The sequence below is a fragment of the Paraburkholderia sp. BR14374 genome (assembly GCF_040948685.1).
Taxonomy (GTDB): Bacteria; Pseudomonadota; Gammaproteobacteria; order Burkholderiales; family Burkholderiaceae; genus Paraburkholderia; species Paraburkholderia youngii.
The window spans coordinates 1-24033 of record NZ_JBFPKF010000015.1; the positions used below are offsets into that span (position 1 = coordinate 1).

Sequence of the window (24033 nt, forward strand, 5' to 3'; positions counted from 1 at the left end):
GAACGCGTCAGAGAGATTTAGCTTCTCGTCGGCGTCGTGATGGCTGCGAAGGCAGTCGAACGCGCCGCTGGGCTCCGGTTCACGCGCCGCATCGTTATGCCATCGCGTTTCCACACGACCTGGGTCGGGAACCGCCGTTCCCTAGACGTCCGCGAACAACCATTTTGCTGCCTCTGGCACAACTGAATTGCGCTCAACCCTTTATCGGATAAGAATTTGGACGGCATCGGCGAAAAGTTTATGGTGTCATCAGTTGCACGCAGCCGGTTTCCTATGAACTGGGCAACTCAGCATGCCGACGCTGCTGCTGATCGGTCAGAAGGACACCACCGCGATCGGCAAGGATGCCGCGCCGCCCGAAGTACGCGCGAAGCTCGGCCGTTATCCGGAACTGGGCCGCGCGGCCGCGAAGGCGATTCCGCACGCGACGCTCGTGGAGTTTGCGGCGCTCGGTCACGCACCGCAGATGCAGGACCCGGATGCGTTTCACAAGGCGCTGTTGGACGGGTTGGCCGCGGTGCCGACGAACCGTTGAGGGTTCGAGCGGATTTTTGTCGCGTGTCGATGACGACCTCCCAAAAAGGAAACAGCCCGATCAGCGTAAGCCGATCGGGCTGTTCCGGTCAGGCTGACCGCCCTGACCGAGGGCACGTCAATGCACGCGCATAGCGCCGCGGCCACGGGAGCCGCGATATCACTTCCGTATCGAAGTTCACGCGACGCTGACGGCCGCGCGATCGCGCATCAATAGCCGCCGCTGCTGGTGGCGCCGCTGCTGCTGCCCGACGAGCCCATGTCGCCGCCCGTGGACTGGCACGCGGCCAACGACAACGATGCGACTCCTAGCGCGATGATCACGGATACGGCCGATAACAGTCTTGATACTTTCATGTAGAACTCTCCTGCACGGCCAACGCGACTGACTTGCCGCGCGGCCACGCGTTGAGCCGGGGAGTCGCGGATCGCTAGCGGCAAGTCCCGCGACGCCGGCGGCGGTTACAAAAAGGACAGGCAAACCTTCTGCAAAACGGGCAAGCAACCGCTGTGCGCGGCCGACGATTCCGTTTCGCGGTTCCATGGCTACGCGCTCGATCACGCGACGCCTAATCTACGAACGCCAACGGCTCGCCTTTATTCCACCGCAATCGGTTATTTGTGACACGTTTCGCGTCGGGATACTTGCCTTCAATGCGGCACGGACCTTGCGCAAGCCCCCCGCGACCGTTTGCCGGCGCTAACATTGACAGGTGCAAGGAATATCGATGTAGACGCGATCAATGCAAAACTCAGCGATCCCGGAGTCCGCGTTGACCTGTCCGCACTGCGGGTGCGTCACAGTCGTGACGATGCCGACCGACGCCTGCGTTTACTTCTATGAATGCCGGGTGCAAAGCCTTGCTTTCTCCGAAGTCCGGCGACTGCTGCGTCTTCTGTTCGTATGGCTCGGTCAAGTGCCCGTCCGTGCAAGAGGCCGGTGTGTGCTGTGCGAAATCTGTCACTCGAGCCGGGCCATGAGCCGAGGCGAGCGCAGGCATCGAAACAAGGCTTGGCCTGAATAATCGGCTAACCCTCGATCGAAGTGGCGGGACGCATGGCGAGCCTCGCGTTGGCGTCCCTTTTGAATGGCACCGCCGCCAGCACCGATGCAAGTACCATCAGACCTCCGCCAAACCATGCCGAGGCCGAAACATGCTCCCCGAGCCATACGTAGGCGAATAGCGCACCGAACGCGGGCTCGCTGCCCATCAGCAAAGCGACGCGCGTCGGGTTGCTGCGCTTGACGGCAAAATTCTGTGCGAAAAATGCGAACAACGTACAGGCGAGCACGAGGTAAGCAATGCTCGCCCAGAAGTCGCTGTGCCCATTGAGCGACGGCAGCGCCTGCCAATGCTGTGACGGCAACACGAACGCCACCAGCACACTGCCCAGTGCAACGACGCCTGCCTGGACCGCCGTTACCGACAGCGGGGCAAGATGCGATTCGCGCATCACGCGCTTGGTCACGCACACCATCAGCGCGCGCAGCAACGCCGCAACAAGGATCAGCGCATCGCCTGCGGTCGGAATGATCGCGCCACCGCTGACGAACGCGGCGCCCGTCAGCGACAAAGCCACGGCAATCCATTCGCCACTCGAGGGCTTTCGTCGCAGCAACACCCATTCGACCAGCGGCGTCAGCGCGACACACAGACTAATAAGGAACGCCGCATTCGACGCGCGTGTGTGCGCGATCCCGAACGTCTCGGCCAGGAAGATGCTGAGCAGGATTGCGCTGGAACCGAGCGCGCCCAGCAAGGCGGACGCTTTAACGTGTCGAAGCGAGCGCAACGCAGGCGACAACACGACGAACGTCAGTCCGAAGCGCAACGCCAGCAGACCGAGCACCGGATAGATCGCGAGCGCGCCTTTAACGACCCCATAACTCGTGCCCCACACCATCGCGACCGCAAGCAGCATCAGGTCGGACATCCATAACGCGCTCTTTTGCTTCGACATGACGGACCTTGTGTTTTCACTCGTATGGTCCGAATTGTCGGGTATTGCGCCGAAAACTATAATCCATGGCGGCGGAACATCTTTTATGTTTGTAATGCACAAATGTCCAACGCAGGTCGGAGGATCGCGATGAATCCGAATGAGCTTTTTGCGTTGCTACCCGACATGGCGATGTTTGCGAGGGTGGTCGACGCCGGCAACTTCTCCATCGCCGCGCGGCAACTGGGCAGTACACCGTCGACTGTCAGTCGGCAGATTAAACGCCTCGAGGATGCGTTGGGCACACGCCTGCTCGAGCGCTCGACCCGTAGCATCCGGTTGACGGATTCGGGCGCGCAGATTTACCGGTACTGCCGGGATATGGTCGGCGCGGCCTCGGGCGCCGTCGACGTCGCTGGACAAGGCGCGGGTGATCCGCGAGGCAAGGTCAGCATCAGTGCGCCGATTTCATTTGCGCGATCTGTCATCCATCCGCTGGTTCCCGAATTTCTGCGTATGTGGCCCGACGTGGATGTCCATCTGGTGTTCGCCGACCACGACGTCGATCCGCTGCGTGACGATGTCGATCTGGTGATCCGGCTCACGCGTTCGCCTCCGCCGGGTCTTGCTGCCCGGCGACTCGGCGCGGTCAAATGGGTTCTGTGCGCGTCGCCTGCTTATCTGGCGGAGCGGGGGACGCCGGGCGAGCCGCGTGACCTGGCGCGGCACGCATGCATGTATCTAGGAGAGACGGTCGACGACAATCGATGGCATTTCCGCCGCGACTCTGAGACACGGTCGGTCGAAGTGAAGGGGCGCTACGTTGCCAATGATACGAGCGCGCGGTTGGATGCGGCGCTGCATGGCCTGGGCATTGCGAGCTTGCCCGATTTTGTCGCTGCGCAGGCGATTTCCGCGGGCGACATCGTCCAGGTGCTGAGCGACTGGGAGTTCGAGGCGCGTCCCTATATGGGCCCGGTTTGGCTGCTTTATCCGCCGAATCGATTTTTGCCGTCTCGAGCACGTGCGTTGATCGATTACCTTGTGAGTCATCTCCACGACAGGTGACGAGTGCTTTTCACGCACGCGCTGGCCACACCTGCGGCAACGGGGCGCGCAGGGCTGCGCGCCGCCTTGCTGTCAGCCGTGGTAGAAGCCGTCGGTAACCGAGTTCTGCAGCACGCCGTCTACATAGACGCCGACAGGGTCGCCATCAGCGCTCGTGAGAATCGAGCCGACGTGCTGGCCGGGTAGTTTCATCCGGCCACCTTGAATGGTGGTCATCTCCTGGTGATCCAGTTCAGCACAGTTCTGGATGTCGTCGATGGTCAGTGTGTTCATGGGGTGTCTCCTCGAACAAGAACAAGAGGGTTGTAGAACATTCAAGCGGCCGGCTGCTTGCAGCACGGTACGCACATGTCATGCCATCCGCGCGTAGTCTGTGCAGAGCGCATCCCAAGGTGCATCACGATGATGCGAGTTTGGGCGCGACCATCACTTGGCCAAACGAAGTCGGAAAATCGCTGACATGGCCTCGTTTTCCTGCTCGTACACGGTACTTCGGGCCTGCCTGCGTCACTGTCCGCCTGTCACTCATGTGCGTTGCCATTTCCGTCAGATCATCTAGTCTTTTTGCTGTTCGAAAGCGAGGCTGTACCGACGTCGCGATTTTTAATTCATCCATTGAAAGGAAATCACCCATGGACTTGAACCTGACAGGCAAACTCGCACTGGTGAGCGGCAGCACAGCCGGCATCGGTCTCGCTATCGCCAGCACGTTGGCGCAGGAGGGCGCTCGTGTAATCGTGAACGGCCGCTTGCAGTCATCCGTGGATGACGTAGTCGCGCAGCTCAAAGCGCAGACGGGCGGCGACGTGCAGGGATTTGCCGGCGATCTCAGTACCGCCGCTTCGGCAGAAGAACTCGCGCGACGCTACCCCGGCGTGGAAATTCTGGTCAACAACCTCGGCATCTTCGAGCCCAAGCCGTTTGAAGAGATTCCCGACGCGGACTGGCAGCGGTTCTTCGATGTCAACGTGTTGAGCGGGGTACGCCTCGCTCGCCTGTATCTGCCGGCGATGAGGCACGCCAACTGGGGGCGCATCATTTTCATTTCGAGCGAAAGCGCGGTGCAGATCCCAGCTGAAATGATCCACTACGGGATGACGAAAACCGCACAGCTGGCGGTCGCGCGCGGACTCGCCGAAGCCGTTGCCGGCACCGGCATTACAGTCAATAGCGTGTTGCCGGGGCCAACGAAATCGCGGGGAGTCGGTGAATTCGTGGAGACCCTTGCCAAGGCCGACGGCAAATCGTTCGAAGCGTTCGAAAAAGAGTTCTTCGAGAAGGTCCGTCCCACCTCGCTGATCAAGAGATTTGGTTCGCCGCAGGAAGTCGCGTCACTGGTGGCCTATATCGCGAGTCCGCTTTCGTCGGCCACCACGGGAGCTGCGTTGCGGGCCGACGGGGGCGTTGTGAAGAGCGCCTTCTAGAGCCACGCCGGCGCCGGGGCCGGCTTCTCCTGGGACTGGTCCAACTCAGTGCAAAAGACAAGGGCGGCTCGCCATAAGCCGCCCTTTTTTCGTGCGTGGCCGTGTCGGCCGATCGGTTCGCGAAGCGTTTATTCGACCGCCATCAATTCATCGCGCACCTCGGCGCCGATCTCGAACGAGCGCAGCCGCGCTTCGTGATCGTAAATCTGCGCGGTCAGCATCAACTCGTTCGCGCCGGTCTGCTCGATGATCGATTGCAGACCTTCGCGGATCGCGTCGCGATCGCCGAGCACCGTGCACGCGAGCGCTCGCGCGACGTTGTTCAGCTCCATCTCCGATGCGTCGAGCCGCTCGACCGGTGGCTGCAATTGCCCCGGCGTGCCGCGCCGCAGATTGATGAACTGCTGCTGCAGCGACGTAAAGAGGCGCGCGGCTTGGTCGTTCGTGTCGGCGGCGAACAGATTGACGCCGACCATCGCATACGGTTTCGCCAGCGTCGCGGACGGCCGGAACTGCGAGCGATACACCTGTAGCGCGCTCATCATGTAATCGGGCGCGAAGTGCGACGCGAACGCGAACGGCAGCCCGAGCGCCGCGGCCAGTTGCGCGCTGTACAGCGACGAGCCGAGCAGCCACAGCGGCACATTCAGGCCCGCGCCCGGCACCGCGCGAATGCGCTGGCCCGCGACCGGTTCGGCGAAGTAGCGTTGCAATTCGACGACATCGTCGGGGAAGGTTTCGGCGCTCGCCTGCAGGTCGCGGCGCAGCGCGCGGGCGGTGGTCTGATCGGTGCCGGGCGCGCGGCCGAGGCCGAGATCGATCCGGCCCGGATACAGCGACGCGAGCGTGCCGAACTGTTCGGCGATCACGAGCGGCGCATGGTTCGGCAGCATGATGCCGCCGGAGCCGACACGAATCGTCTTCGTGCCGCCGGCCACGTAGCCGATCACGACCGAGGTCGCCGCGCTCGCGATGCCGGTCATGTTGTGATGCTCGGCGAGCCAGTAACGCTTGTAATTCAGTTTTTCCGCGTGCTGCGCGAGTGACAGTGTGTTCCTGAACGCATCAGCGGGCGTGGCACCCGCGGTGACCGGCGAAAGATCGAGAACCGAGAAGGGGATCATTGTCTATGCATAGCGATGGGCGGCGCTTTCGCGCGATGGGGCATTGTGGCAAAGCGGCGGCTTTTCTGCTGGCAGCGCGGCGATGTCCCTGACGGGGGAAGGGTCGCCAGCGCTGGTGAGGCGCGACGAGCCACGACGAGAGGCGATGCGTGGCGCGGAAATTGCGCTTGCGTAGCGTGTTCGCGCGGCGGTGCTTCGCATTCGCGGTGCGGTCGAATAAGCAATCCAACGAGTGACCGTGCGCCGATCGGAATTCGAGTGTAGGTTTAAGTATTCGGTACGGTGACGCGACGCGTCGCCCAAAATCTGGAATGTAGCGAAGGAGTTCCCGATCCCATGAATGTCGTCAAAGAGTTTCGTACCCGGTCGTTCCAGGACGTGTGCCACGCATTGCTCGACCGCGAGGAGATCGCGCTCGTCGACGTGCGTGAGGAAGATCCGCACGCGCGCAGTCATCCGTTGTTCGCCGCCAATCTGCCACTGTCGCGGCTCGAACTCGATGCGCCGCTGCGGCTGCCGCGCCTCGCCGTGCCGATCGTCGTGTTCGATGCCGGCGAAGGGCTCGCGAGGCGCGCGGCCGAGCGCCTCGACGAGCTCGGCTATAGCAACGTCGCATTGCTCGAAGGCGGTCTGCAGGGCTGGCGCGAAGCGGGCGGCGAGTTGTTCAAGGATGTCAACGTGCCGAGCAAGGCGTTCGGCGAACTGGTCGAAAGCGTGCGTCATACGCCGTCGCTGTCCGCGCAGCAGGTGCAGGCGCTGCTCGATCGCGAGGCCGATGTCGTGGTGCTCGACGCGCGTCGCTTCGACGAGTTTCAGACCATGAACATCCCCGGCAGCATCAGCGTGCCGGGCGCGGAGCTGGTGTTGCGCGCGCGGCAGCTCGCGCCGGATCCGGCCACGCGCATCATCGTCAATTGCGCGGGACGCACGCGAAGCATCATCGGCGCGCAGTCGCTGATCAACGCGGGCGTACCCAATCCGGTGGCCGCGCTGCGCAACGGCACGATGGGCTGGACGCTCGCCGGCCAGCCGCTCGCGCATGGCAGCACGCGGCGCGTCGAAGGCGCGGTCGACGACGTATCCCGTCTCGCGGCGGCCGACGGCGCGCGCGCGCTTGCCGACCGGGCGCGCGTGCGCCGCACCTCGCGCGACGAAGCGCGCCGCTGGGCGGACGAGGCGGTGCGCACCGTGTATCGCTTCGATGTGCGCACGCCCGAGGAATACGAGGCGGGCCACGTGCCCGGCTTTCGCAGCGCGCCTGGCGGCCAGCTCGTGCAGGAAACCGACCTGTTCGTGACGGTGCGCGGCGCGCGTGTGATCCTCGCGGACAGCGACGGCGTGCGCGCGAACATGACCGCATCGTGGCTCGCGCAGATGAACATCGAGGTGTTCGTGGTCGATGGCCTGACGGCGGGCGATTTCGCCGAGAAGGGCGTGGCGCCGCTCGCGCGCAACGCGGTTACGCCACCCGACGTCGACGACATCGAGCCCGCCGAGCTTGCGGCGCTGCTGCAGTCGCCGGGAACCGTCGTGCTCGACTTCGCGAGCAGCACGAATTATCTGAAGCGGCACATTCCGGGCGCATGGTTCGTGATCCGCAGCCAGCTCGCCGACGCGCTGCGCACGCTGCCCGATGCGAAGCGCTATGTGGTGACGTGCGGCAGCGACGTGCTCGCGCGCTTCGTCGCACCGGAACTCGCCGCGGCGACCGAGCGGCCGGTGCAGGTGCTGCGCGGCGGCACGCGCGCGTGGATCGACGCGGGCTTGCCGGTAGAGTCGGGCGGCACGCGGATGGCGTCGCCGCGGATCGATCGTTATCAGCGGCCATATGAGGGCACGGAGAACGCGCGCGAAGCGATGAGCGCGTATCTGGAGTGGGAGCATGGGCTTGTCGCGCAACTGGCGCGCGACGGCACGCACGGCTTCCGGGTGATTTGAAGGGGCCGGCTATCCGGGGGCCGGCCTTCCGGGGGCCGGCTATCCGGGGGCCGGCCTTCCGGAGGCCGGCCAGCCTGCGCCCCTTTCGCACCGCGCGAATCTTCTGCCAATTCGGTGTAAACGCGCTCTCGTCGAAAGCCTCTGATGCGTTTAGATTATTGGCATCTGGAAGGCTTATCGAGGGACCAGGGCGGCCGTAAAAGGCAGCGGTTTGTCATTCGGCGATGGCGCAAGGTGAGCAGCCAAGGTTGCTCATCGCTTCGTCTGAAGCAGGCCGCTGCGCGTCGTCCGAGGTGCTTCGCGCAAGGCGGCTGATGAGCCGCCGTCACTTCCGGTTGATCGTATCGACCGACATGGCGACGCTGCACACAGCGTCGCCTTTTTGCTTCTGGCTTGCCCATTTCGACCGATCCAGCCGATCTTTTAGCGCTGCGCGCAACACGTTGCGTGCGTAGCCGCACTCGTCGCGCCTGCGTTGCTCGCGGTTTTCTCCGCGCGCGGTTATCCTTGTAGTACACACTACAGACCGGCCATGCGCAGCACCTTTAGATGCCGCGCATCCGGACAGGAATCGAAGTGAGCCTCAAACCGCTGGGCGTCACGCTGCTAATAGCGTGCGTTGCGCTGACCGGCTGCGACCAACAGCAGAGCGATCAAGCCGTGCAAAAACTCAAGGACTTTTTCAACGCGGTCAAACCGGACGCGTTGTTGCTCAAGAATATGACGCCGGGCGTCACGACCGAAGCGCAAGTCCTCGCGCAGATGGGCAAGCCCGAAACCACCCGCACCTTCACCGACGGCTCGAAGCGCTTCGAGTATCCGCGCGGTCCGCAAGGCCTGAACACCTACATGGTCGACATCGATCGCGACGGCAAGCTGCAGGCGATCACACAGGTGCTCACCGCGGAAAACTTCGCGAAGATCCGCTCCGGCATGACCGAGGACGAGGTGCGTCGATTGCTTGGCAAGCCTGGAGAGGTCGCGGTGTTTCCACTGAAGCCGGAAACCGTGTGGAGCTGGAAATGGCGCGAGCGCGGCGTGACCGAGGAAGGCATCTTCAACGTTCACTTCGACCGGAACCAGAGGGTGTACACCACGTCACGCTCGGACGTGATCCGTGGGCGATAGGTGGGAAGAATGTCGATTAGAAGACGGCCGGACAAGCGGGCCGAAAGAGCGGGGTAGGCATGATACGTCGACGTCGATACAGCCGGATCGGGCTGGTGTTGGGGGGCGGCGCCGCGCGCGGCTGGGCGCATATCGGCGCGATTCGCGCGCTGCAAGACGCGGGCATTAAGCCCGACGTCGTTTGCGGCACGTCGATCGGCGCGCTGGTCGGCGCGGTCTATGCGAACGGCGATCTCGACTGGCTCGAGGAGTGGGTGTCGCGTCTCACGTGGCAGACCGTGGTGCGGCTGCTCGATCTGCGCATCTCGGGCGGCCTGCTCGGCGGGCGCAAGGTGATCCAGCTATTCGCCGACAAATTCGCCGGCCGCTCGATCGCGCAACTGAACATGCCGTTCGCGGCAGTCGCGACCGAGCTCGACACGGGCCGCGAAATCTGGCTGCAGGACGGCAGCACGGTCGACTCGGTGCGCGCGTCGATTGCGATTCCGGGCATCTTCACGCCGGTGTGGCACAACGGCGTGTGGCTCGTCGACGGTGGGCTGTGCAACCCGGTGCCGGTGTCGGTCGCGCGCGGCATGCGCGCGGACTGCGTGATCGCGATCGATCTGAACAACGACATCCTGAACGGCCGCGACTTCGGCGGCCCGGTCATCGAAACGCCCGCGCTCGATCCCACCGCGCCGCCGCCCGTCGCGCTGCGCCGCAACGGCAAGCCGTGGCCGCGCTGGCTGGCGCCAGCCGAAGCGAGCGCCAGCGACGACGTCCGCGTGCCGCCGAAGCCGAGTGCGCACGTGCCGTCGATGTTGAGCTCGATCGCGCAAAGCATCGACATCATGCAGGTGCGCATCACGCGCAGCCGGCTCGCGGGCGAACCGGCCGATATCCTGATCCAGCCGCGTCTCGGCGGCATGGGCATCTTCGATTTTCATCGCGCGGCGCCGGCCATCGAGGAGGGGCGCGCGGCAGTCGAACACATGCTGCCGGCGATTCGCGCTCGGCTCGCGCTCGAATGAGCGCGGCTTGTTCGTCGCCGCGGCCTATCGAAAAAGCGACCCGAATCTTGCGAAATCGCGGCGCGGCCAGGCGCGCGCCGCACACCTGACAAAACGATAACCCTCGTGATACCAAGCGCTACGAGCGTTCCACGCGCGCCGGCAGCGTCATGCTGCGTCGCAGCAAGCCAGTCGCCCGGTATTTGAGAAATTGATTTTCGCTTGCGAGACTCCGCGCCATGCCGGAGCAGCGAGCCGCCCACGAAGCTGCCGCCATCCGCGCCAATTCAACGAACCTGGATGGAGACACGCGTGTTCCTATACGGCTTTGGTCCCGTGCTGCTCGCCGGCACGCTGCAGACAATCGAGCTGTCCGTCCTGTCGCTGGCGGCCGCTGTGTTGCTCGGCCTCGCGGGCGCGGCGGCGAAACTCTCGTTCAACCGGCCCCTGCGGGCCATCGCGACCGGCTACACGACGCTGATCCGCTCGGTGCCCGACCTCGTGCTGATGCTTCTGCTCTTCTACAGCATCCAGATGGCGGTCAACGATCTGACCGACGCGCTCGATCTGCCGCAGTTCGACATCGATCCATTCGTGGCCGGCGTGCTGACGCTCGGCTTCATCTACGGCGCGTATTTCACCGAAACCTTCCGCGGCGCCTTTCTGGCGGTGCCGCGCGGCCAGCTCGAAGCGGGCAGCGCGTACGGCTTGAGCGGCGTGCGCGTGTTCACCCGCATCCTGTTTCCGCAGATGATGCGCTTCGCGCTGCCCGGCATCGGCAACAACTGGCAGGTGCTCGTGAAGGCCACCGCGCTCGTGTCGATCATCGGTCTCGCCGACGTCGTCAAAGCCGCGCAGGACGCCGGCAAGAGCACCTTCAACATGTTCTTCTTCATCCTCGTCGCCGCGCTGATCTATCTGGCGATCACCACCGTCTCGAACGTCGCGCTGATCTGGCTGAACCGCCGCTATTCGATCGGCGTGCGACACGCGGAGCTCTGAACGTCATGATCGATATCCTCAATCAATTCTGGAAGGCGTATCTGTTCTGGGACGGGCAGCGCCTGTCGGGTCTCGCGGTCACGCTGTGGCTGCTGGTCGCGTCGATCGCGATCGGCTTCGTGTGCGCGGTGCCGCTCGCGGTCGCGCGCGTGTCGAAGAAGCGCTGGCTGTCGACGCCGGTACGTCTGTACACCTGCGTATTTCGCGGCACGCCGCTCTACGTGCAGCTGCTGTTGATCTACACCGGCGTGTACAGCCTCGCGTTCGTGCGCTCGCACAGCCTGCTCGACGCGTTCTTTCGCAGCGGCTTTCACTGCGCGATCCTCGCGTTCGCGTTGAACACCTGCGCGTACACGACCGAGATTTTCGCGGGAGCGATCCGCTCGACCTCGCATGGCGAAGTCGAGGCGGCGCGCGCCTATGGCATGAGCTGGTTCACGATGTACCGGCGCATTGTGATACCGTCCGCGCTGCGTCGCGCGCTGCCGTTGTACAGTAACGAAGTGATCCTGATGCTGCACGCGACCACGGTCGCGTTCACGGCCACGGTGCCCGATATCCTGAAGGTCGCGCGTGATGTGAACTCGGCGACCTACCAGTCGTTCAACGCGTTCGGGCTCGCGGCGTTAATTTACCTCGTGGTGTCGTTTGCGCTGGTTGCGTTGTTCCGGCGCGCCGAGCGCCGCTGGCTCGCGCATCTCGCGGTGCGCACGCACTGAGCGCGCGTCGACATTGCAGCGGGCGCCGCGCGCTAGCGCACGGCGGCGTGCGCACCAGACCGATCCGTATCTTCACTGGGAGAGCATCTTGCTCCATACCACTCAAACCGAAGCTTGCAAGCTCGCCGTACAGGACATCCACAAGCGCTATGGCGACAACGAGGTGCTCAAGGGCGTGTCGTTGAACGCAAACAAGGGCGACGTGATCAGCATCATCGGCGCGAGCGGCTCGGGCAAGAGCACCTTTCTGCGTTGCATCAATTTTCTCGAGCGGCCGAACGCCGGGCAGATCATCGTCGATGGCGAGGCGGTGAAGACGAAGACCGATCGCGCCGGCAATCTCGAAGTCGCCGACCACAAACAGTTGCAGCGCATCCGCACGAAGCTCGCGATGGTGTTCCAGCACTTCAATCTGTGGTCGCACATGAACGTGCTCGAGAACATCGTCGAAGCACCGATTCATGTGCTCGGCCTGAAGCGCAAGGAAGCGGAAGACCGCGCGCGCGAATATCTGGAGAAGGTCGGTCTCGCGCCGCGTCTAGAGAAGCAGTATCCGTCGCATCTGTCGGGCGGCCAGCAGCAGCGGGTGGCGATTGCGCGGGCTCTCGCGATGCATCCCGACGTGATGCTGTTCGACGAACCGACTTCCGCGCTCGACCCCGAACTCGTCGGCGAAGTGCTGAAGGTGATGCAAAAGCTCGCCGAGGAAGGCCGCACGATGATCGTCGTCACACACGAAATGGGCTTCGCGCGCAACGTGTCGAACCATGTGATGTTCCTGCACCAGGGCCGCACCGAGGAGGAGGGCAATCCGGCCGAGGTGCTGAGCGCGCCGCGCAGCGAGCGCCTGAAGCAGTTCCTGTCCGGCAGCCTAAAGTAACGCGCGGCCCGCTTTCACGGACACCCGATGGCCCGCACGTCCAGCCCGGCTCGCACGACCCAGGTCGCGATCGTCGCATTGCCGCCCGTGTCGATGTCGGGCGTCGGGCCGATCGTCGACGCGCTCAATCTCGCCAATGAAATCGACGGCCGCGCGCTGTATCGCGTGCAGGTCTGTTCGTGGGACGGCCGCGCGGTGCCGCTGTCGGGCGGCGCGCAATGGCCGGCCGATGCCGCGTTCGGCGACGCGATCGCGTGCGACTGGCTGATCATCGTCAGCGAGCGGTTCCAGCAGTTCGCCGACTACCGCCTGTTTCTCGCGAGCCTCGCGCGCGTCGGCCAGCGCACGCCGCTCGTCACCGGCATTCATCACGGCGTGTGGTGGCTCGCGATGGCGGGGCAGCTGTCCGGCTATCGCGTCAGCGTGAACTGGGAAACCTATCAGCAGTTCTCCGAACAGTTCGAACGCTCGATCGTCACGCAGCAGATCTTCGAAATCGACCGCGATCGCGCGACCTGCGCGGGCGGTCAGGCGACCGTCGACTTCATGCTCGCGATGATCGGCCGCGAGCACGGGCCCGAATTGGCGGAGCGGATCGCCGATACGCTCGGCGTCGGGACGTTGCGCGCCGGCGAGGAGCGTCAGCGCATTCCGTTCGTGACCGCGCCGGGCGAGCGTCATCCGCGCCTGAACGACGCGCTGCTGCTGATGGAAGCCAATATCGAGGACCCGCTGACCACCGATGAAATCGCCGGCCTCGTCGGCGTCTCGCGGCGGCAGCTCGAACGCCTGTTTCGCCAGTATCTCGGCTCGATGCCGTCCAAATACTATCTGGGGCTGCGGCTGTCGAAGGCGCGCATGCAATTGCAGCGCACCAGCAAATCGGTCGTGCAGATCAGCCTCGCCTGCGGGTTTTCGTCGGCGGCGCATTTTTCGAATGCTTATCGGGAGCGCTTCGGCGTCACGCCGCGCGAGGATCGCCGCAACTGGATCGAGCGGCAGACCGGCGCACACGGCGGCGCGAGCGAACCACGGCCGGCCGCGCTGATCGAGCGGCCGGAGCTCGATTGATGCAAAGCGGCGCGAGCAATCAGGCATGGCTCGTGCGAGAGCTGGAAGCCGTCTGAAAGCGAAGCAGGGGTACGTCCGGCGCGGGCTGCGCGGCCGCACCGCCCAAGCGCGACACGAGCGCGACACAAACCCGACACGAACCGCTCACAGAGTACGAACGAGACGCCTGCTCGAAAAGTACCCGCAGTACCCGCCGTGGCGCGACGACGCGCGGAACCTCATAGAAAGCGTCGCGTATGCGCAAGACGCGCCGCGCACGGTTTCCTACACTAGCTGTATTACCTGTCACCCGCAAAAGGATTAGCCATGAACGACCTGACTGTGACACGCCAGACCTTCGACGAAGTCATGGTGCCGGTGTTTGCCCCCGCCGCCTTCGTACCGGATCGCGGTCTCGGCTCGCTCGTGTGGGACACGCAAGGCCGCGACTATATCGACTTCGCCGGCGGCATCGCCGTGACTGCGCTCGGTCATGCGCATCCTGAGCTAATGAAGGTACTGCATGAGCAGGGCAGCAAGCTGTGGCACATCGGCAATGGCTACACGAACGAGCCGGTGCTGCGTCTCGCGAAGCGCCTCGAAAGCCTCACCTTCGCCGATCGCGCGTTCTTCGCGAACTCGGGCGCCGAGGCGAACGAGGCCGCGCTGAAGCTCGCGCGCCGCGTCGCGTTCGACCGCTACGGCGCGCAGAAAGACGAAATCATTTCGTTTACGCAGTCGTTCCACGGCCGCACGCTGTTCACCGTCAGCGTCGGCGGCCAGCCGAAGTATTCGGAAGGCTTCGGCCCGGTGCCGGCCGGCATCACGCATCTGCCGTACAACGACATCGCAGCGGCGAAGAAGGCGATCGGCGCGCAGACCTGCGCGGTGATCGTCGAGCCGATCCAGGGCGAGGGCGGCGTGATCCCGGCCGATCCGGCGTTCCTCAAAGCACTGCGCGAAGCGTGCGATCAGCACAACGCGGTGCTGATTTTCGACGAAGTGCAAACCGGCGTGGGCCGCAGCGGCTACTTCTACGCGTACCAGGACACCGGCGTGACGCCCGACATCCTGACCACCGCTAAGGCGCTCGGCAACGGCTTCCCGATCGGCGCGATGCTGACCACCAAAGAGCTCGCCGCTCACTTCAAGGTCGGCGTGCACGGCACGACCTACGGCGGCAATCCGCTCGGCTCGGCGATCGCGGAAAAAGTGGTCGAGCTCGTCAGCGACCCGAAGCTGCTAGAAGGCGTGCGCTCGCGCAGCGAAGTGCTGAAAGGCCATCTCGCGAAGTTGAACCAGCGGTTAGGGCTTTTCAGCGAAGTGCGCGGCAAGGGTCTGCTGATCGGCGCCGAACTGAACGACGCGTATCGGGGACGCGCGAAGGACTTCGTCACCGCTGCCGGCCAGCACGGCGTGATCATGCTGATGGCAGGCCCGGACGTGCTGCGCTTCGTGCCGTCGCTGATCATGCCGCTCGACGATATGGCCGAAGGCTTCGCGCGTCTCGAGAAGGCGTTCGGCGAACTCGTCGGCGCGAATGCGCAGGCGGCGTCGCACTGATGTTCAGACAGCTCCGCACGCCCACGCCGATGCGGCGATTCACGCGTCACATTCAACAGGAACGATGATGTACTTCGTACGTCCCGCCCGCCTTGCCGATCTCGATGCGCTCGAGCATATGGCGCGCACCGCGCAACCGGTGCTGCATTCCCTGCCGCACGACCGGCGCGCGCTCGAAGCGCGCGTCGCGTTGTCGGAAGACTCGTTTCGCGCGGAGGTCGACTTTCCGGGCGAGGAGTTCTATCTGCTCGTGCTCGAAGATTCGGACACCGGCAAGCTGATGGGCACCGCGAGCATCGTCGCGGCGGCCGGTTACGCGGACCCGTTCTACGTGTTTCGCAATGACGCGCTGATTCATGCGTCGCGTGAGCTGCATGTGAATCGCAAGATTCACGCGCTGACGATGTCGCACGAGCTGACCGGCAAGAGCCGGCTCGCGGGCTACTACATCGACCCGTCGCTGCGCGGCGACGCGGCCGCGCAGCTGATGTCGCGCGCGCGGATGATGTACATCGCCGCGAATCGCAAGCGCTTCACGCCCGAGGTGTTCTCGCTGCTGCTCGGCGTCACCGACGAAAACGGCATGTCGCCGTTCTGGGAAGCGGTGGGCCGCAAGTTCTTCGGCCGCGATTTCGCCGACATCGAAGTCGAATCGGGCGGCCGCAGCCGCACGTTCATCGCCGAAGTGATGCCGACCTATCCCGTGTATGTGCCGCTGTTGCCCGAAGCGGCGCAGCGCGTGCTGGGCGAGCCGGATGCGAACGCGCTGCTCGCGTACGAGATTCATCTCGAGGAAGGCTTCGAGACCGATCGCTACGTCGACATCTTCGACGCGGGTCCCGTGCTGACCGCGCAGATGGATCGCAGTGTCAGCGTAAAGCACAACGAGACGCGCGTCGTGCGCGAGGCACCCGCGCCGCACGGTGCAACGTACCTGATCGCGCACAACGGCGCCGCCGGCGAGTTCCGTTGCGTGCTCGGCGAGCTCGCGCCGGGCAAGGAATCGGGCGCCGCGTTGTCGCAGGCGGCGCTCGCCGCGCTCGGGGTACGGGAAGGCGATACGGTGCGCTGCGTGCCGCTGCATCAGCCGCAGGACGAACAATCGGGAGACGCGCAATGATCGTCGTTCGCGTAGTGCAACGAGGCGATGTGGATGCGCTGATGCGGCTCGCGCAGGAAACTGGGCCGGGCCTGACCACGTTCAAGCCGGATCGCGATGCGCTCGCGGCGCGGGTGGAACGCGCGCGCCGCACGATGGAAGATCGGGCCGAGCCGCATGAGGCCGGCTATTTCTTCGTGATGGAAGACACGGCCACCGGCGACGTGGCGGGTGTCTGCGGGATCGAAGCGGAGGTGGGGCTGCAGCAGCCGTTCTACAACTATCGCGTGAGCACGGTCGTGCACGCGAGCCAGGATCTCGGCATCTGGACCCGCATGCACGCGCTGAATATCTCGCACGACCTCACCGGTTATGCGGAAGTGTGCTCGCTGTTCCTGAGCCCGCGCTATCGCACGAGCGGCGTGGGCGGCTTGCTGTCGCGCTCGCGCTTCATGTTTCTCGCGCAGTTTCGGGAGCGCTTTCCGCAGCGTCTGTGCGCGGAGCTGCGCGGCCATTTCGACGAGCAGGGCACGTCGCCGTTCTGGCGCGCGGTCGGCTCGCACTTTTACCAGATCGACTTCAACGCCGCCGACTATCTGAGCTCGCACGGCCGCAAGGCGTTTCTCGCCGAGCTGATGCCGCGCTATCCGGTGTACGTCGAGCTGTTGCCGGAAGAGGCGCAGCGCTGCGTCGGCCTCACGCATAGCGACACGATCCCCGCGCGCCGCATGCTCGAAGCCGAAGGGCTGCGCTACGAGAACCACGTCGATATTTTCGATGCGGGTCCGGTGCTCGAATGCCATATCGCCGACTTGCGCACCGTGCGCGAGAGCGTGCTGGTAGCGGCTGAGATCGGCGACGCGGCAGAGCCGGCCACGCAGGACGGACTGAAGTCGATGGTATCGAATACGTCGCTCGGCGATTTTCGTGTCGGCGTCGTGGCGGGCGTGGCGCGCAACGGTGTGTTCCGCCTCAGCGCGGCCGAAGCCGACGCGCTGCGGGTAAAGGCAGGCGATCCGCTGCGGGTGCTGCCGGTGAAACACAAACAAGGATGATCATGAGCGAGCTTTTCATCGCCGGCGAATGGGTCGCCGGCACAGGACCGGTATTCGCATCGCACAATCCGGGCACGGGCGCGGTGGTGTGGCAAGGCAATAGCGCATCGGCGGACGACGTCGATCGCGCGGTACGCAGCGCGCGCCGCGCATTCGCCGCATGGTCGGCGCTGTCGCTCGACGCGCGTTGCGCGGTGGTGCGCCGCTTCGCCGCGCTCGTGACCGAGCGCAAGGAAGCGCTCGCCGAAGCGATCGGCCGCGAGACCGGCAAGCCGCTGTGGGAAGCGCGCACCGAAGCGGCGTCGATGGCCGCGAAGGTCGAGATCTCGATCCAGTCGTACAACGAGCGCACCGGCGAAAAGCGCTCGGCGATGGCGGACGGCACCGCGGTGCTGCGGCATCGTCCGCATGGCGTGGTCGCGGTGTTCGGGCCGTACAACTTCCCGGGCCATCTGCCGAACGGGCATATCGTGCCCGCGCTGATCGCCGGGAACGCGGTCGTGTTCAAGCCGTCCGAACTGGCGCCCGGCGTCGCGGCGCTCACGGTGCAAATCTGGCGCGATGCGGGGCTGCCCGCCGGCGTGCTGAATCTGGTGCAGGGTGAGAAGGACACCGGCGTCGCGCTCGCGAATCACCGGCAGATCGATGGACTGTTCTTTACCGGTAGTTCGGATACGGGAACATTGCTGCACAAACAGTTCGGCGGCCGTCCAGAGATCGTGCTCGCACTCGAGATGGGCGGCAACAACCCGCTCGTGATCGGCCCGGTCGCTGACCTCGACGCCGCCGTGCACCACACGATTCAATCGGCGTTTCTGTCGGCGGGGCAGCGCTGCACGTGCGCGCGCCGCATCTTCGTGCCCGACGATGCGTTCGGCGAGCGCTTTCTCGCGCGCCTGACGGAAGTGACCGCGCGCATCGGCGTCGGCGAATACAACGCCGAGCCGCAGCCGTTCATGGGCGCGGTGGTGTCGGCGCGCGCGGCCTCGCGTTTGATCAGCGCGCAGCAACGTTTGCTCGCGAGCGGCGCGAAGGCGCTGTTGAAGATGGAGCAGCGCGATCCGCAACTCGGCTTCGTCACGCCCGCGATTCTCGACGTGACCGGCGTGAAGGACCTGCCCGACGAGGAGCACTTCGGCCCGCTCGCGCAGATCATCCGCTACCGCAACTTCGACGACGCGCTCGAACAGGCGAACGATACGGAGTTCGGTCTGTCCGCGGGCCTGCTCGCCGACGACGAAGCGCTGTGGACGCATTTCCAGCGCACGATCCGCGCGGGCATCGTCAACTGGAACCGGCCGACCAATGGCGCTTCGTCGGGCGCTCCGTTCGGCGGCCCGGGCCGCTCGGGCAATCATCGGCCGAGCGCGTACTATGCGGCCGATTACTGCGCGTACCCGATGGCCTCTGTCGAAAGCGCGCAACTGAACATGCCCGCGAGCGTCTCGCCGGGTCTTCAATTCTAAGGATCGACGATGCTGCAAGCCACTGAAGCCAATTTCGACGGCCTGGTCGGCCCGACTCACAACTACGCGGGCTTGTCGTTCGGCAACGTCGCGTCGCAGAGCAACGAGAAGTCGGTCGCGAATCCGAAGGCCGCGGCGCGCCAGGGTCTGCGCAAGATGAAGCAGTTGGCGGACCTCGGCTTTCATCAGGGCGTGCTGCCGCCGCAGGAGCGTCCGTCGATGCGGCTGTTGCGCGAGCTCGGTTTTTCCGGCGACGACGCTTCGGTGATCGAGCGCGTCGCGAAGAACGCGCCCGAACTGCTCGCGGCGGCGAGTTCGGCATCCGCGATGTGGACCGCGAACGCGGCGACGGTGAGCCCGTCCGCGGATACGCACGACGGCCGCGTGCATTTCACGCCGGCCAATCTGTGCAGCAAGCTGCATCGCGCGATCGAGCATGAATCGACGCGCCGCACGCTGCGGGCGATGTTCAGCGACACCGACCGCTTCGTGGTGCACGAGGCGCTGCCCGGCACGCCCGCGCTCGGCGACGAGGGCGCGGCGAATCACACGCGCTTTTGCGAGCAATACCGGGCGCGCGGCGTCGAATTCTTCGTGTATGGCCGCAGCGAGTATCGTCGCGGGCCGGAGCCGAAGCGCTATCCGGCGCGTCAGACGTTCGAGGCGAGCCGCGCGGTCGCGCATCGTCATGGCTTGCAGGACGCGGCGACCGTCTATGCACAGCAGAACCCGGAAGTGATCGACGCGGGCGTGTTCCATAACGACGTGATCGCCGTCGGCAATCGCAACACGCTGTTCTGCCATCAGCTCGCGTTCGTCGATCAGCAAGCGGTGTACGACGAACTGCGCTCGAAGCTCGCGAGCCTTCACGCGGGTTTCAACGTGATCGAAGTGCCCGACGCGCAGGTCAGCGTCGCCGATGCGGTGACGTCGTATCTGTTCAACAGCCAGCTGCTGACTCGGCCCGATGGCAAGCAGGTGCTGGTCGTGCCGCAGGAGTGCCGCGAAAATCCGCGCGTCGCCGCGTACCTGGATGAGCTGACTTCGCACAGCGGTCCGATCGACGAAGTGCTCGTGTTCGATCTGCGCGAGAGCATGAAGAACGGTGGCGGCCCCGCCTGTCTGCGCCTGCGCGTCGTACTCGACGACACCGAGCGCGCGGCGGTCGCGCCGGGCGTGTGGATCGACGACACGCTGTTCGGCCGACTCGATGCGTGGATCGAAAAGCACTATCGCGATCGTCTCGCACCGGCCGATCTCAGCGATCCGCAACTGCTGGTCGAATCGCGCACCGCGCTCGACGAGCTGACGCAAATCCTCGCTCTGGGCTCGCTGTATGACTTCCAGCGCTGATTACGCGATGTCCGCCCCGAGCGCGATTCTCGACGATTTTCTCGCGTGGACGCTCGCGGGTTCGCGGCCTGCCGCGCATCACGCGCAAGGCACGTGTGCGAACGGTGTGCGCTGGACGTGGCAGGGCGACGGCGTGCTCGTCATCGAGCCCGCGCAGCAGCATGCGGGCGTGCGCAGCGTGCTCGTCTCGGCCGGCGTGCATGGCGACGAGACCGCGCCGATCGAACTGCTGTCGCGCATCGTCGCCGATATCGCGCAGGGCCGCGCGGCGCTCGCGTGCCGGCTGCTCGTGATTCTCGGCAACATCGATGCGATGCGCGACGGCGGCCGCTATCGCGACGACGATCTGAACCGGCTGTTCAGCGGCCGTCATCTGCAACTGCCGCACAGTCACGAAGCGCCGCGCGCGGCCGCGCTCGAACAGGCCGCGACGCGCTTTTTCGCGGACGCGTCCGACGCGCCCGGCGCGCGCTGGCATATCGACATGCATACGGCGATCCGCGCGTCGGTATTCGAGCGCTTCGCGCTGTTGCCGCATACCGGCAAGCCCTTTTCGCGCGCGATGTTCGAATGGCTCGGCGACGCGCGCATCAGTGCGGTGCTGCTGCACACGACGAAGGGCAACACCTATTCGCACTTCACCGCGCAAGCGTGCGGCGCTGATGCGTGCACGCTCGAACTCGGCAAGGTGCGGCCGTTCGGCCAGAACGACCTGACGCGCTTCGAAGGCGCGGATCTCGCGGTGCGCGCGCTGCTCGCCGGCACGCGAACGAACGCACGAGGCGACGCGCAAGCTGCGCTGCCGCGCGTGTTCACCGTCGTCGATCAGCTGACCAAGCAAAGCGACGCATTCGAACTGCTGCTCGCGCCCGACGTGCCGAACTTCACGCCGCTCGCCAAGGGCACCCTGCTCGCGCGCGACGGCGACTATCAATACACGGTGCAGCGCGACGAAGAGCGCATCGTGTTTCCGAACCCGGCGGTCAAGCCCGGCCTGCGTGCCGGTCTGCTCGTCGTCGATACCACCGCCGAGACGCTGCCCAAGCTTGTCTAGACAGGTCCCGTGTACAATCGCGGGCTTCGCGGCTGACGCATCTACCCGTTACGCCGGCCGCGCGAGTCCGAAGCGCGGCCGGCGTAATCCGCCTGTGCGCGCCGAATCGGCTCCGTTTCAGTCAACACCGTAAAGGAACACCCGTTATGAAGAAGAATTGGCCCAACCTGGCCGCGCTCGCGCTGTTCGCGACGGCGGCCTTGACGGCAGGCACCGCGTCGGCGGCTGAGATCAAGGAAGTGCGCTTCGGCGTCGAGGCTTCGTATGCGCCGTTCGAATCCAAGTCGCCCGCGGGCGAGCTGCAGGGCTTCGATATCGACGTCGGCAATGCCGTGTGCGCGAAGCTGAAGGCCAAATGCGTGTGGGTCGAGAATTCGTTCGACGGCCTGATCCCGGCGCTCGAAGCGCGCAAGTTCAGCGCGATCAACTCGGACATGACGATCACCGACCAGCGTCGCCAGGCGATCGACTTCACGGATCCGATCTACACGATCCCGAATCAGATGATCGCGAAGAAGGGCAGCGCTCTGCAGCCGACGCCCGCATCGCTGAAGGGCAAGCACGTCGGCGTGCTGCAGGGCACGATCCAGGAAACCTATGCGAAGGCGCGCTGGGCGCCGGCCGGTGTCGATGTCGTGCCGTATCAGACCCAGGACCAGATTTACGCGGACCTCGCGTCGGGTCGTCTCGACGCGTCGTTCCAGGACGCCGAAGCGGCGTCGAAGGGCTTTCTGAAGAAACCGCAGGGCGCGGGCTTCGAGTTCGCCGGTCCGGCCGTGAGCGACGACAAGCTGCTCGGCGCGGGTGTCGGCTACGGTGTGCGCAAGAACGACAAGGCGCTCAAGGATGCGCTGAACGGCGCGTTGAAGGAGCTGAAGGCCGATGGCACGATCGACCGCTTCGCCGCCAAATACTTCGACGTGAAAGTCGTGCTGAAGTAACGCTGCATCGAATTGTGCAAAACGGCCGCTGATGCGGCCGTTTTGCTTTTTGCACGCGGGTCGCAAACGTTCAACAAATATTTCGAGATATTGCCCTGTAAGCCTGTTCGTGCCCAATGACGCTGCGATAAAATTGCGACGCACGTTGGCACGCGTCGACGAGCTTCCAACGTCACTGAAACGCGCTTACGTGCAGCGAAAAAACAGAACATAGGGCCAGGCGCCAGCGGCGCCGAGCGGGGGACTGGAATGACCACCATCGCAATCGAGACTCTGAGCCACGGCGGCACGACCGACGACGCGTCGCTCGTCGCCAGCTACGCGCGGCAGCCCATTCTGAATCGGGACGGCATGCTGTGCGGTTACGAGATCAAGGTGCGTGCGCCCGAGCTGCCGCTCGCCGACGCGGACCTCAGCGCCCCACGAACCCATACCGATCTTCTTCCCAACGCGGACGCGTTGCCGGGCCGCGCGCCTACGCCGATGCAACGTGTCGCGCGCGCGATCGTGCGCGGGCTCGTGCAAAGCGACGTACGAGGCGCGCTGACTGGCCATCCGGCCTATGTCGACGTGAGCCGCGAACTGCTGCTCGACGACGCGATCCTGCGACTGCCCGCGGAACGCTTCATGCTCGAGCTGCCTTCATCGCTCGAAGTCGATGACGAGTTGATCGCGCGTCTCGTGTATCTGCATGGCCGCCGCTATCGCTTCGCGCTCGACGACGTCACGCAGCCCAACGAGACTTTCGCGAAGCTGCTGCCGTACGCCGAAGTCGTCAAGATCGACGTCCCGCGCACGCCGCGCGCGCTGTTGCCGAAGCTCGCGAGCGTGCTGAAGTCGGCGGGCAAGCTGCTGCTCGCATCGGGTGTCGATGCGCAGGCCGACTTCGAAACGGCGCATGAGCTCGGCTTCGACCGCTTCCAGGGCTATTACTTCGCGCGGGCGCAAAGCGCATCGAGTCGCAGCGTCAGCGCGCCGCGCCACGCGCTGCTCAATCTGCTGCAACTGCTCGCGGGCGACCCGACGGTCGCGCAGCTCGAAGCCGAGCTCAAGCTGAATCCGGTGCTCGTCATGCATCTGATGAAGCTCGCGAATTCGAGCGGCCTCGCGGTCGGTCACAAGGTGACGACGCTGCGCGACGCGATCAACGCGACGGGCACCGATCGCATCGCGCGCTGGACGCAGCTGTTGCTTTACGCCGACGGCCGCAAGGTCGCGCTCGAAGACGACCCTCTGCTGCAACTCGCGGCCACGCGCGCGCGCTTCATGGAGCTCGCGATCGAACGCATGCCCGAAGCGGGCCGCGACGAAGCCGACGCGGCCTTCCTGACCGGCGTGTTTTCGTTCGTCGATGCGGTGTTCGGTGGCTCGCTCGAAAAAACGCTGAACATCCTCACGCTGTCGCGGCCGATCCAGGCCGCGATCCTGCATCGCGAGGGCAGGCTGGGCCTGCTGCTGAGCGCGGTCGAGGCGCTCGAAGTCGGCGCATGGGAGCGCGTCGCCACGCTATCCGAACGTCTTGCGCCGTTGACGCTGGAAGAGGTCGCGCAGATGGGTCTCGCGGCCGGCGCATGGGCCGGTGTCGCGGATCGCAGCGCGGAAGGACTGGAGCGGATCGAGGATTGAGTGGGGTGAAAGCCCCACAGATGCCCGGATAAAATCGTTTTCGGGCAAACACGGAAAGAATCAAGTGAAGCAGAGT

Annotated in this window: 22 protein-coding genes and 2 pseudogenes; 19 read left to right on the forward strand and 5 right to left on the reverse strand. The window is 64.9% G+C overall.

The genetic code is table 11. From position 1 onward, the window contains the following. Window positions 1-280 precede the first annotated feature (280 nt). A pseudogene (locus AB3X86_RS27365) lies at window positions 281-535 on the forward strand (alpha/beta fold hydrolase); the annotation flags it as partial. Window positions 536-744: 209 nt separating this feature from the next. On the opposite strand, the gene AB3X86_RS27370 reads toward AB3X86_RS27365, so the two are convergent. Continuing rightward, window positions 745-891, reverse strand: coding sequence for a hypothetical protein (locus AB3X86_RS27370; protein ID WP_013089077.1), 147 nt, complete (start codon window positions 889-891; stop codon window positions 745-747). Between the two features lie 386 nt (window positions 892-1277). On the opposite strand from AB3X86_RS27370, the pseudogene AB3X86_RS27375 reads away from it, so the two are divergent. Next, window positions 1278-1515 (forward strand): annotated as a pseudogene (locus AB3X86_RS27375) (GDCCVxC domain-containing (seleno)protein). A 48-nt stretch (window positions 1516-1563) separates the two neighbouring features. On the opposite strand, the gene AB3X86_RS27380 reads toward AB3X86_RS27375, so the two are convergent. After that, a complete protein-coding gene (locus AB3X86_RS27380; protein ID WP_368598430.1) occupies window positions 1564-2496 on the reverse strand; it encodes a DMT family transporter in 933 nt (310 codons plus the stop codon). Between the two features lie 129 nt (window positions 2497-2625). On the opposite strand from AB3X86_RS27380, the gene AB3X86_RS27385 reads away from it, so the two are divergent. Continuing rightward, complete coding sequence (locus AB3X86_RS27385) at window positions 2626-3543, forward strand: LysR family transcriptional regulator (protein ID WP_368598431.1); 918 nt, start codon at window positions 2626-2628, stop codon at window positions 3541-3543. A gap of 72 nt (window positions 3544-3615) precedes the next feature. Here the strand turns inward: AB3X86_RS27385 and AB3X86_RS27390 are convergent, their stop codons facing one another. Then, window positions 3616-3816, reverse strand: coding sequence for a hypothetical protein (locus AB3X86_RS27390; RefSeq protein ID WP_176365726.1), 201 nt, complete (start codon window positions 3814-3816; stop codon window positions 3616-3618). A 124-nt stretch (window positions 3817-3940) separates the two neighbouring features. Beyond that, window positions 3941-4177 (reverse strand): hypothetical protein, encoded by a 237-nt coding sequence (locus tag AB3X86_RS27395; RefSeq protein ID WP_368598432.1) that lies wholly within the window; start codon window positions 4175-4177, stop codon window positions 3941-3943. Between AB3X86_RS27395 and AB3X86_RS27400 the strand changes: the two genes are divergently transcribed. Continuing rightward, complete coding sequence (locus tag AB3X86_RS27400; RefSeq protein ID WP_368598433.1) at window positions 4176-4967, forward strand: SDR family NAD(P)-dependent oxidoreductase; 792 nt, start codon at window positions 4176-4178, stop codon at window positions 4965-4967. The two genes, AB3X86_RS27395 and AB3X86_RS27400, sit on opposite strands and share 2 nt — an antisense overlap. Before the next feature lie 128 nt (window positions 4968-5095). Here AB3X86_RS27400 and AB3X86_RS27405 read toward each other — a convergent pair whose 3' ends face one another. After that, window positions 5096-6091: an LLM class flavin-dependent oxidoreductase gene (locus tag AB3X86_RS27405; RefSeq protein ID WP_368598434.1), complete on the reverse strand. Its 996-nt coding sequence runs from the start codon at window positions 6089-6091 to the stop codon at window positions 5096-5098. 336 nt (window positions 6092-6427) lie between these two features. Here AB3X86_RS27405 and AB3X86_RS27410 point away from each other — a divergent pair, with 336 nt between their 5' ends. The 15 genes from AB3X86_RS27410 to AB3X86_RS27480 all read left to right on the forward strand — a co-directional run bounded on the left by AB3X86_RS27410 (window position 6428) and on the right by AB3X86_RS27480 (window position 23957). Further along, window positions 6428-8029 carry a rhodanese-related sulfurtransferase gene (locus AB3X86_RS27410; protein WP_368598435.1) on the forward strand — a complete coding sequence of 534 codons (1602 nt, stop codon included), beginning with the start codon at window positions 6428-6430 and terminating at the stop codon, window positions 8027-8029. 576 nt (window positions 8030-8605) lie between these two features. Next, on the forward strand, window positions 8606-9157 hold the full coding sequence (bamE, locus tag AB3X86_RS27415; RefSeq protein ID WP_368598436.1) for an outer membrane protein assembly factor BamE: 552 nt from the start codon (window positions 8606-8608) through the stop codon (window positions 9155-9157). Between the two features lie 59 nt (window positions 9158-9216). Next, window positions 9217-10170, forward strand: coding sequence for a patatin-like phospholipase family protein (locus AB3X86_RS27420; protein WP_176108963.1), 954 nt, complete (start codon window positions 9217-9219; stop codon window positions 10168-10170). 291 nt (window positions 10171-10461) lie between these two features. Further along, window positions 10462-11151, forward strand: coding sequence for an ABC transporter permease (locus AB3X86_RS27425; RefSeq protein ID WP_368598539.1), 690 nt, complete (start codon window positions 10462-10464; stop codon window positions 11149-11151). 5 nt (window positions 11152-11156) lie between these two features. Then, a complete protein-coding gene (locus AB3X86_RS27430; protein ID WP_368598437.1) occupies window positions 11157-11870 on the forward strand; it encodes an ABC transporter permease in 714 nt (237 codons plus the stop codon). 88 nt (window positions 11871-11958) lie between these two features. Then, a complete protein-coding gene (locus AB3X86_RS27435; protein WP_368598438.1) occupies window positions 11959-12750 on the forward strand; it encodes an ABC transporter ATP-binding protein in 792 nt (263 codons plus the stop codon). Window positions 12751-12777: 27 nt separating this feature from the next. Then, on the forward strand, window positions 12778-13821 hold the full coding sequence (locus AB3X86_RS27440; protein WP_176108960.1) for a GlxA family transcriptional regulator: 1044 nt from the start codon (window positions 12778-12780) through the stop codon (window positions 13819-13821). A gap of 306 nt (window positions 13822-14127) precedes the next feature. Then, the gene (locus tag AB3X86_RS27445; protein ID WP_368598439.1) at window positions 14128-15363 is read left to right on the forward strand and encodes an aspartate aminotransferase family protein; all 1236 of its coding nucleotides are present in this window, start codon (window positions 14128-14130) and stop codon (window positions 15361-15363) included. A 67-nt stretch (window positions 15364-15430) separates the two neighbouring features. Continuing rightward, entirely contained in the window at window positions 15431-16483 is a 1053-nt protein-coding gene (gene aruF, locus AB3X86_RS27450) for an arginine/ornithine succinyltransferase subunit alpha (protein WP_368598540.1), read from the forward strand. Then, complete coding sequence (gene astA / locus AB3X86_RS27455; RefSeq protein WP_368598440.1) at window positions 16480-17517, forward strand: arginine N-succinyltransferase; 1038 nt, start codon at window positions 16480-16482, stop codon at window positions 17515-17517. The genes aruF and astA overlap by 4 nt, the downstream gene beginning before the upstream one ends. A 2-nt stretch (window positions 17518-17519) precedes the next feature. Next, a complete protein-coding gene (astD, locus tag AB3X86_RS27460) occupies window positions 17520-18983 on the forward strand; it encodes a succinylglutamate-semialdehyde dehydrogenase (protein WP_368598441.1) in 1464 nt (487 codons plus the stop codon). 12 nt (window positions 18984-18995) lie between these two features. Continuing rightward, window positions 18996-20336, forward strand: a complete 1341-nt coding sequence (astB, locus tag AB3X86_RS27465; protein WP_176378138.1) for an N-succinylarginine dihydrolase — start codon at window positions 18996-18998, stop codon at window positions 20334-20336. Beyond that, window positions 20320-21390 (forward strand): succinylglutamate desuccinylase, encoded by a 1071-nt coding sequence (astE, locus tag AB3X86_RS27470; RefSeq protein WP_368598442.1) that lies wholly within the window; start codon window positions 20320-20322, stop codon window positions 21388-21390. The genes astB and astE overlap by 17 nt, the downstream gene beginning before the upstream one ends. Window positions 21391-21536: 146 nt before the next feature. After that, window positions 21537-22331 carry an ABC transporter substrate-binding protein gene (locus AB3X86_RS27475; protein WP_368598443.1) on the forward strand — a complete coding sequence of 265 codons (795 nt, stop codon included), beginning with the start codon at window positions 21537-21539 and terminating at the stop codon, window positions 22329-22331. 249 nt (window positions 22332-22580) lie between these two features. Next, window positions 22581-23957, forward strand: a complete 1377-nt coding sequence (locus AB3X86_RS27480; protein WP_368598444.1) for an EAL and HDOD domain-containing protein — start codon at window positions 22581-22583, stop codon at window positions 23955-23957. Window positions 23958-24033: the final 76 nt, after the last annotated feature.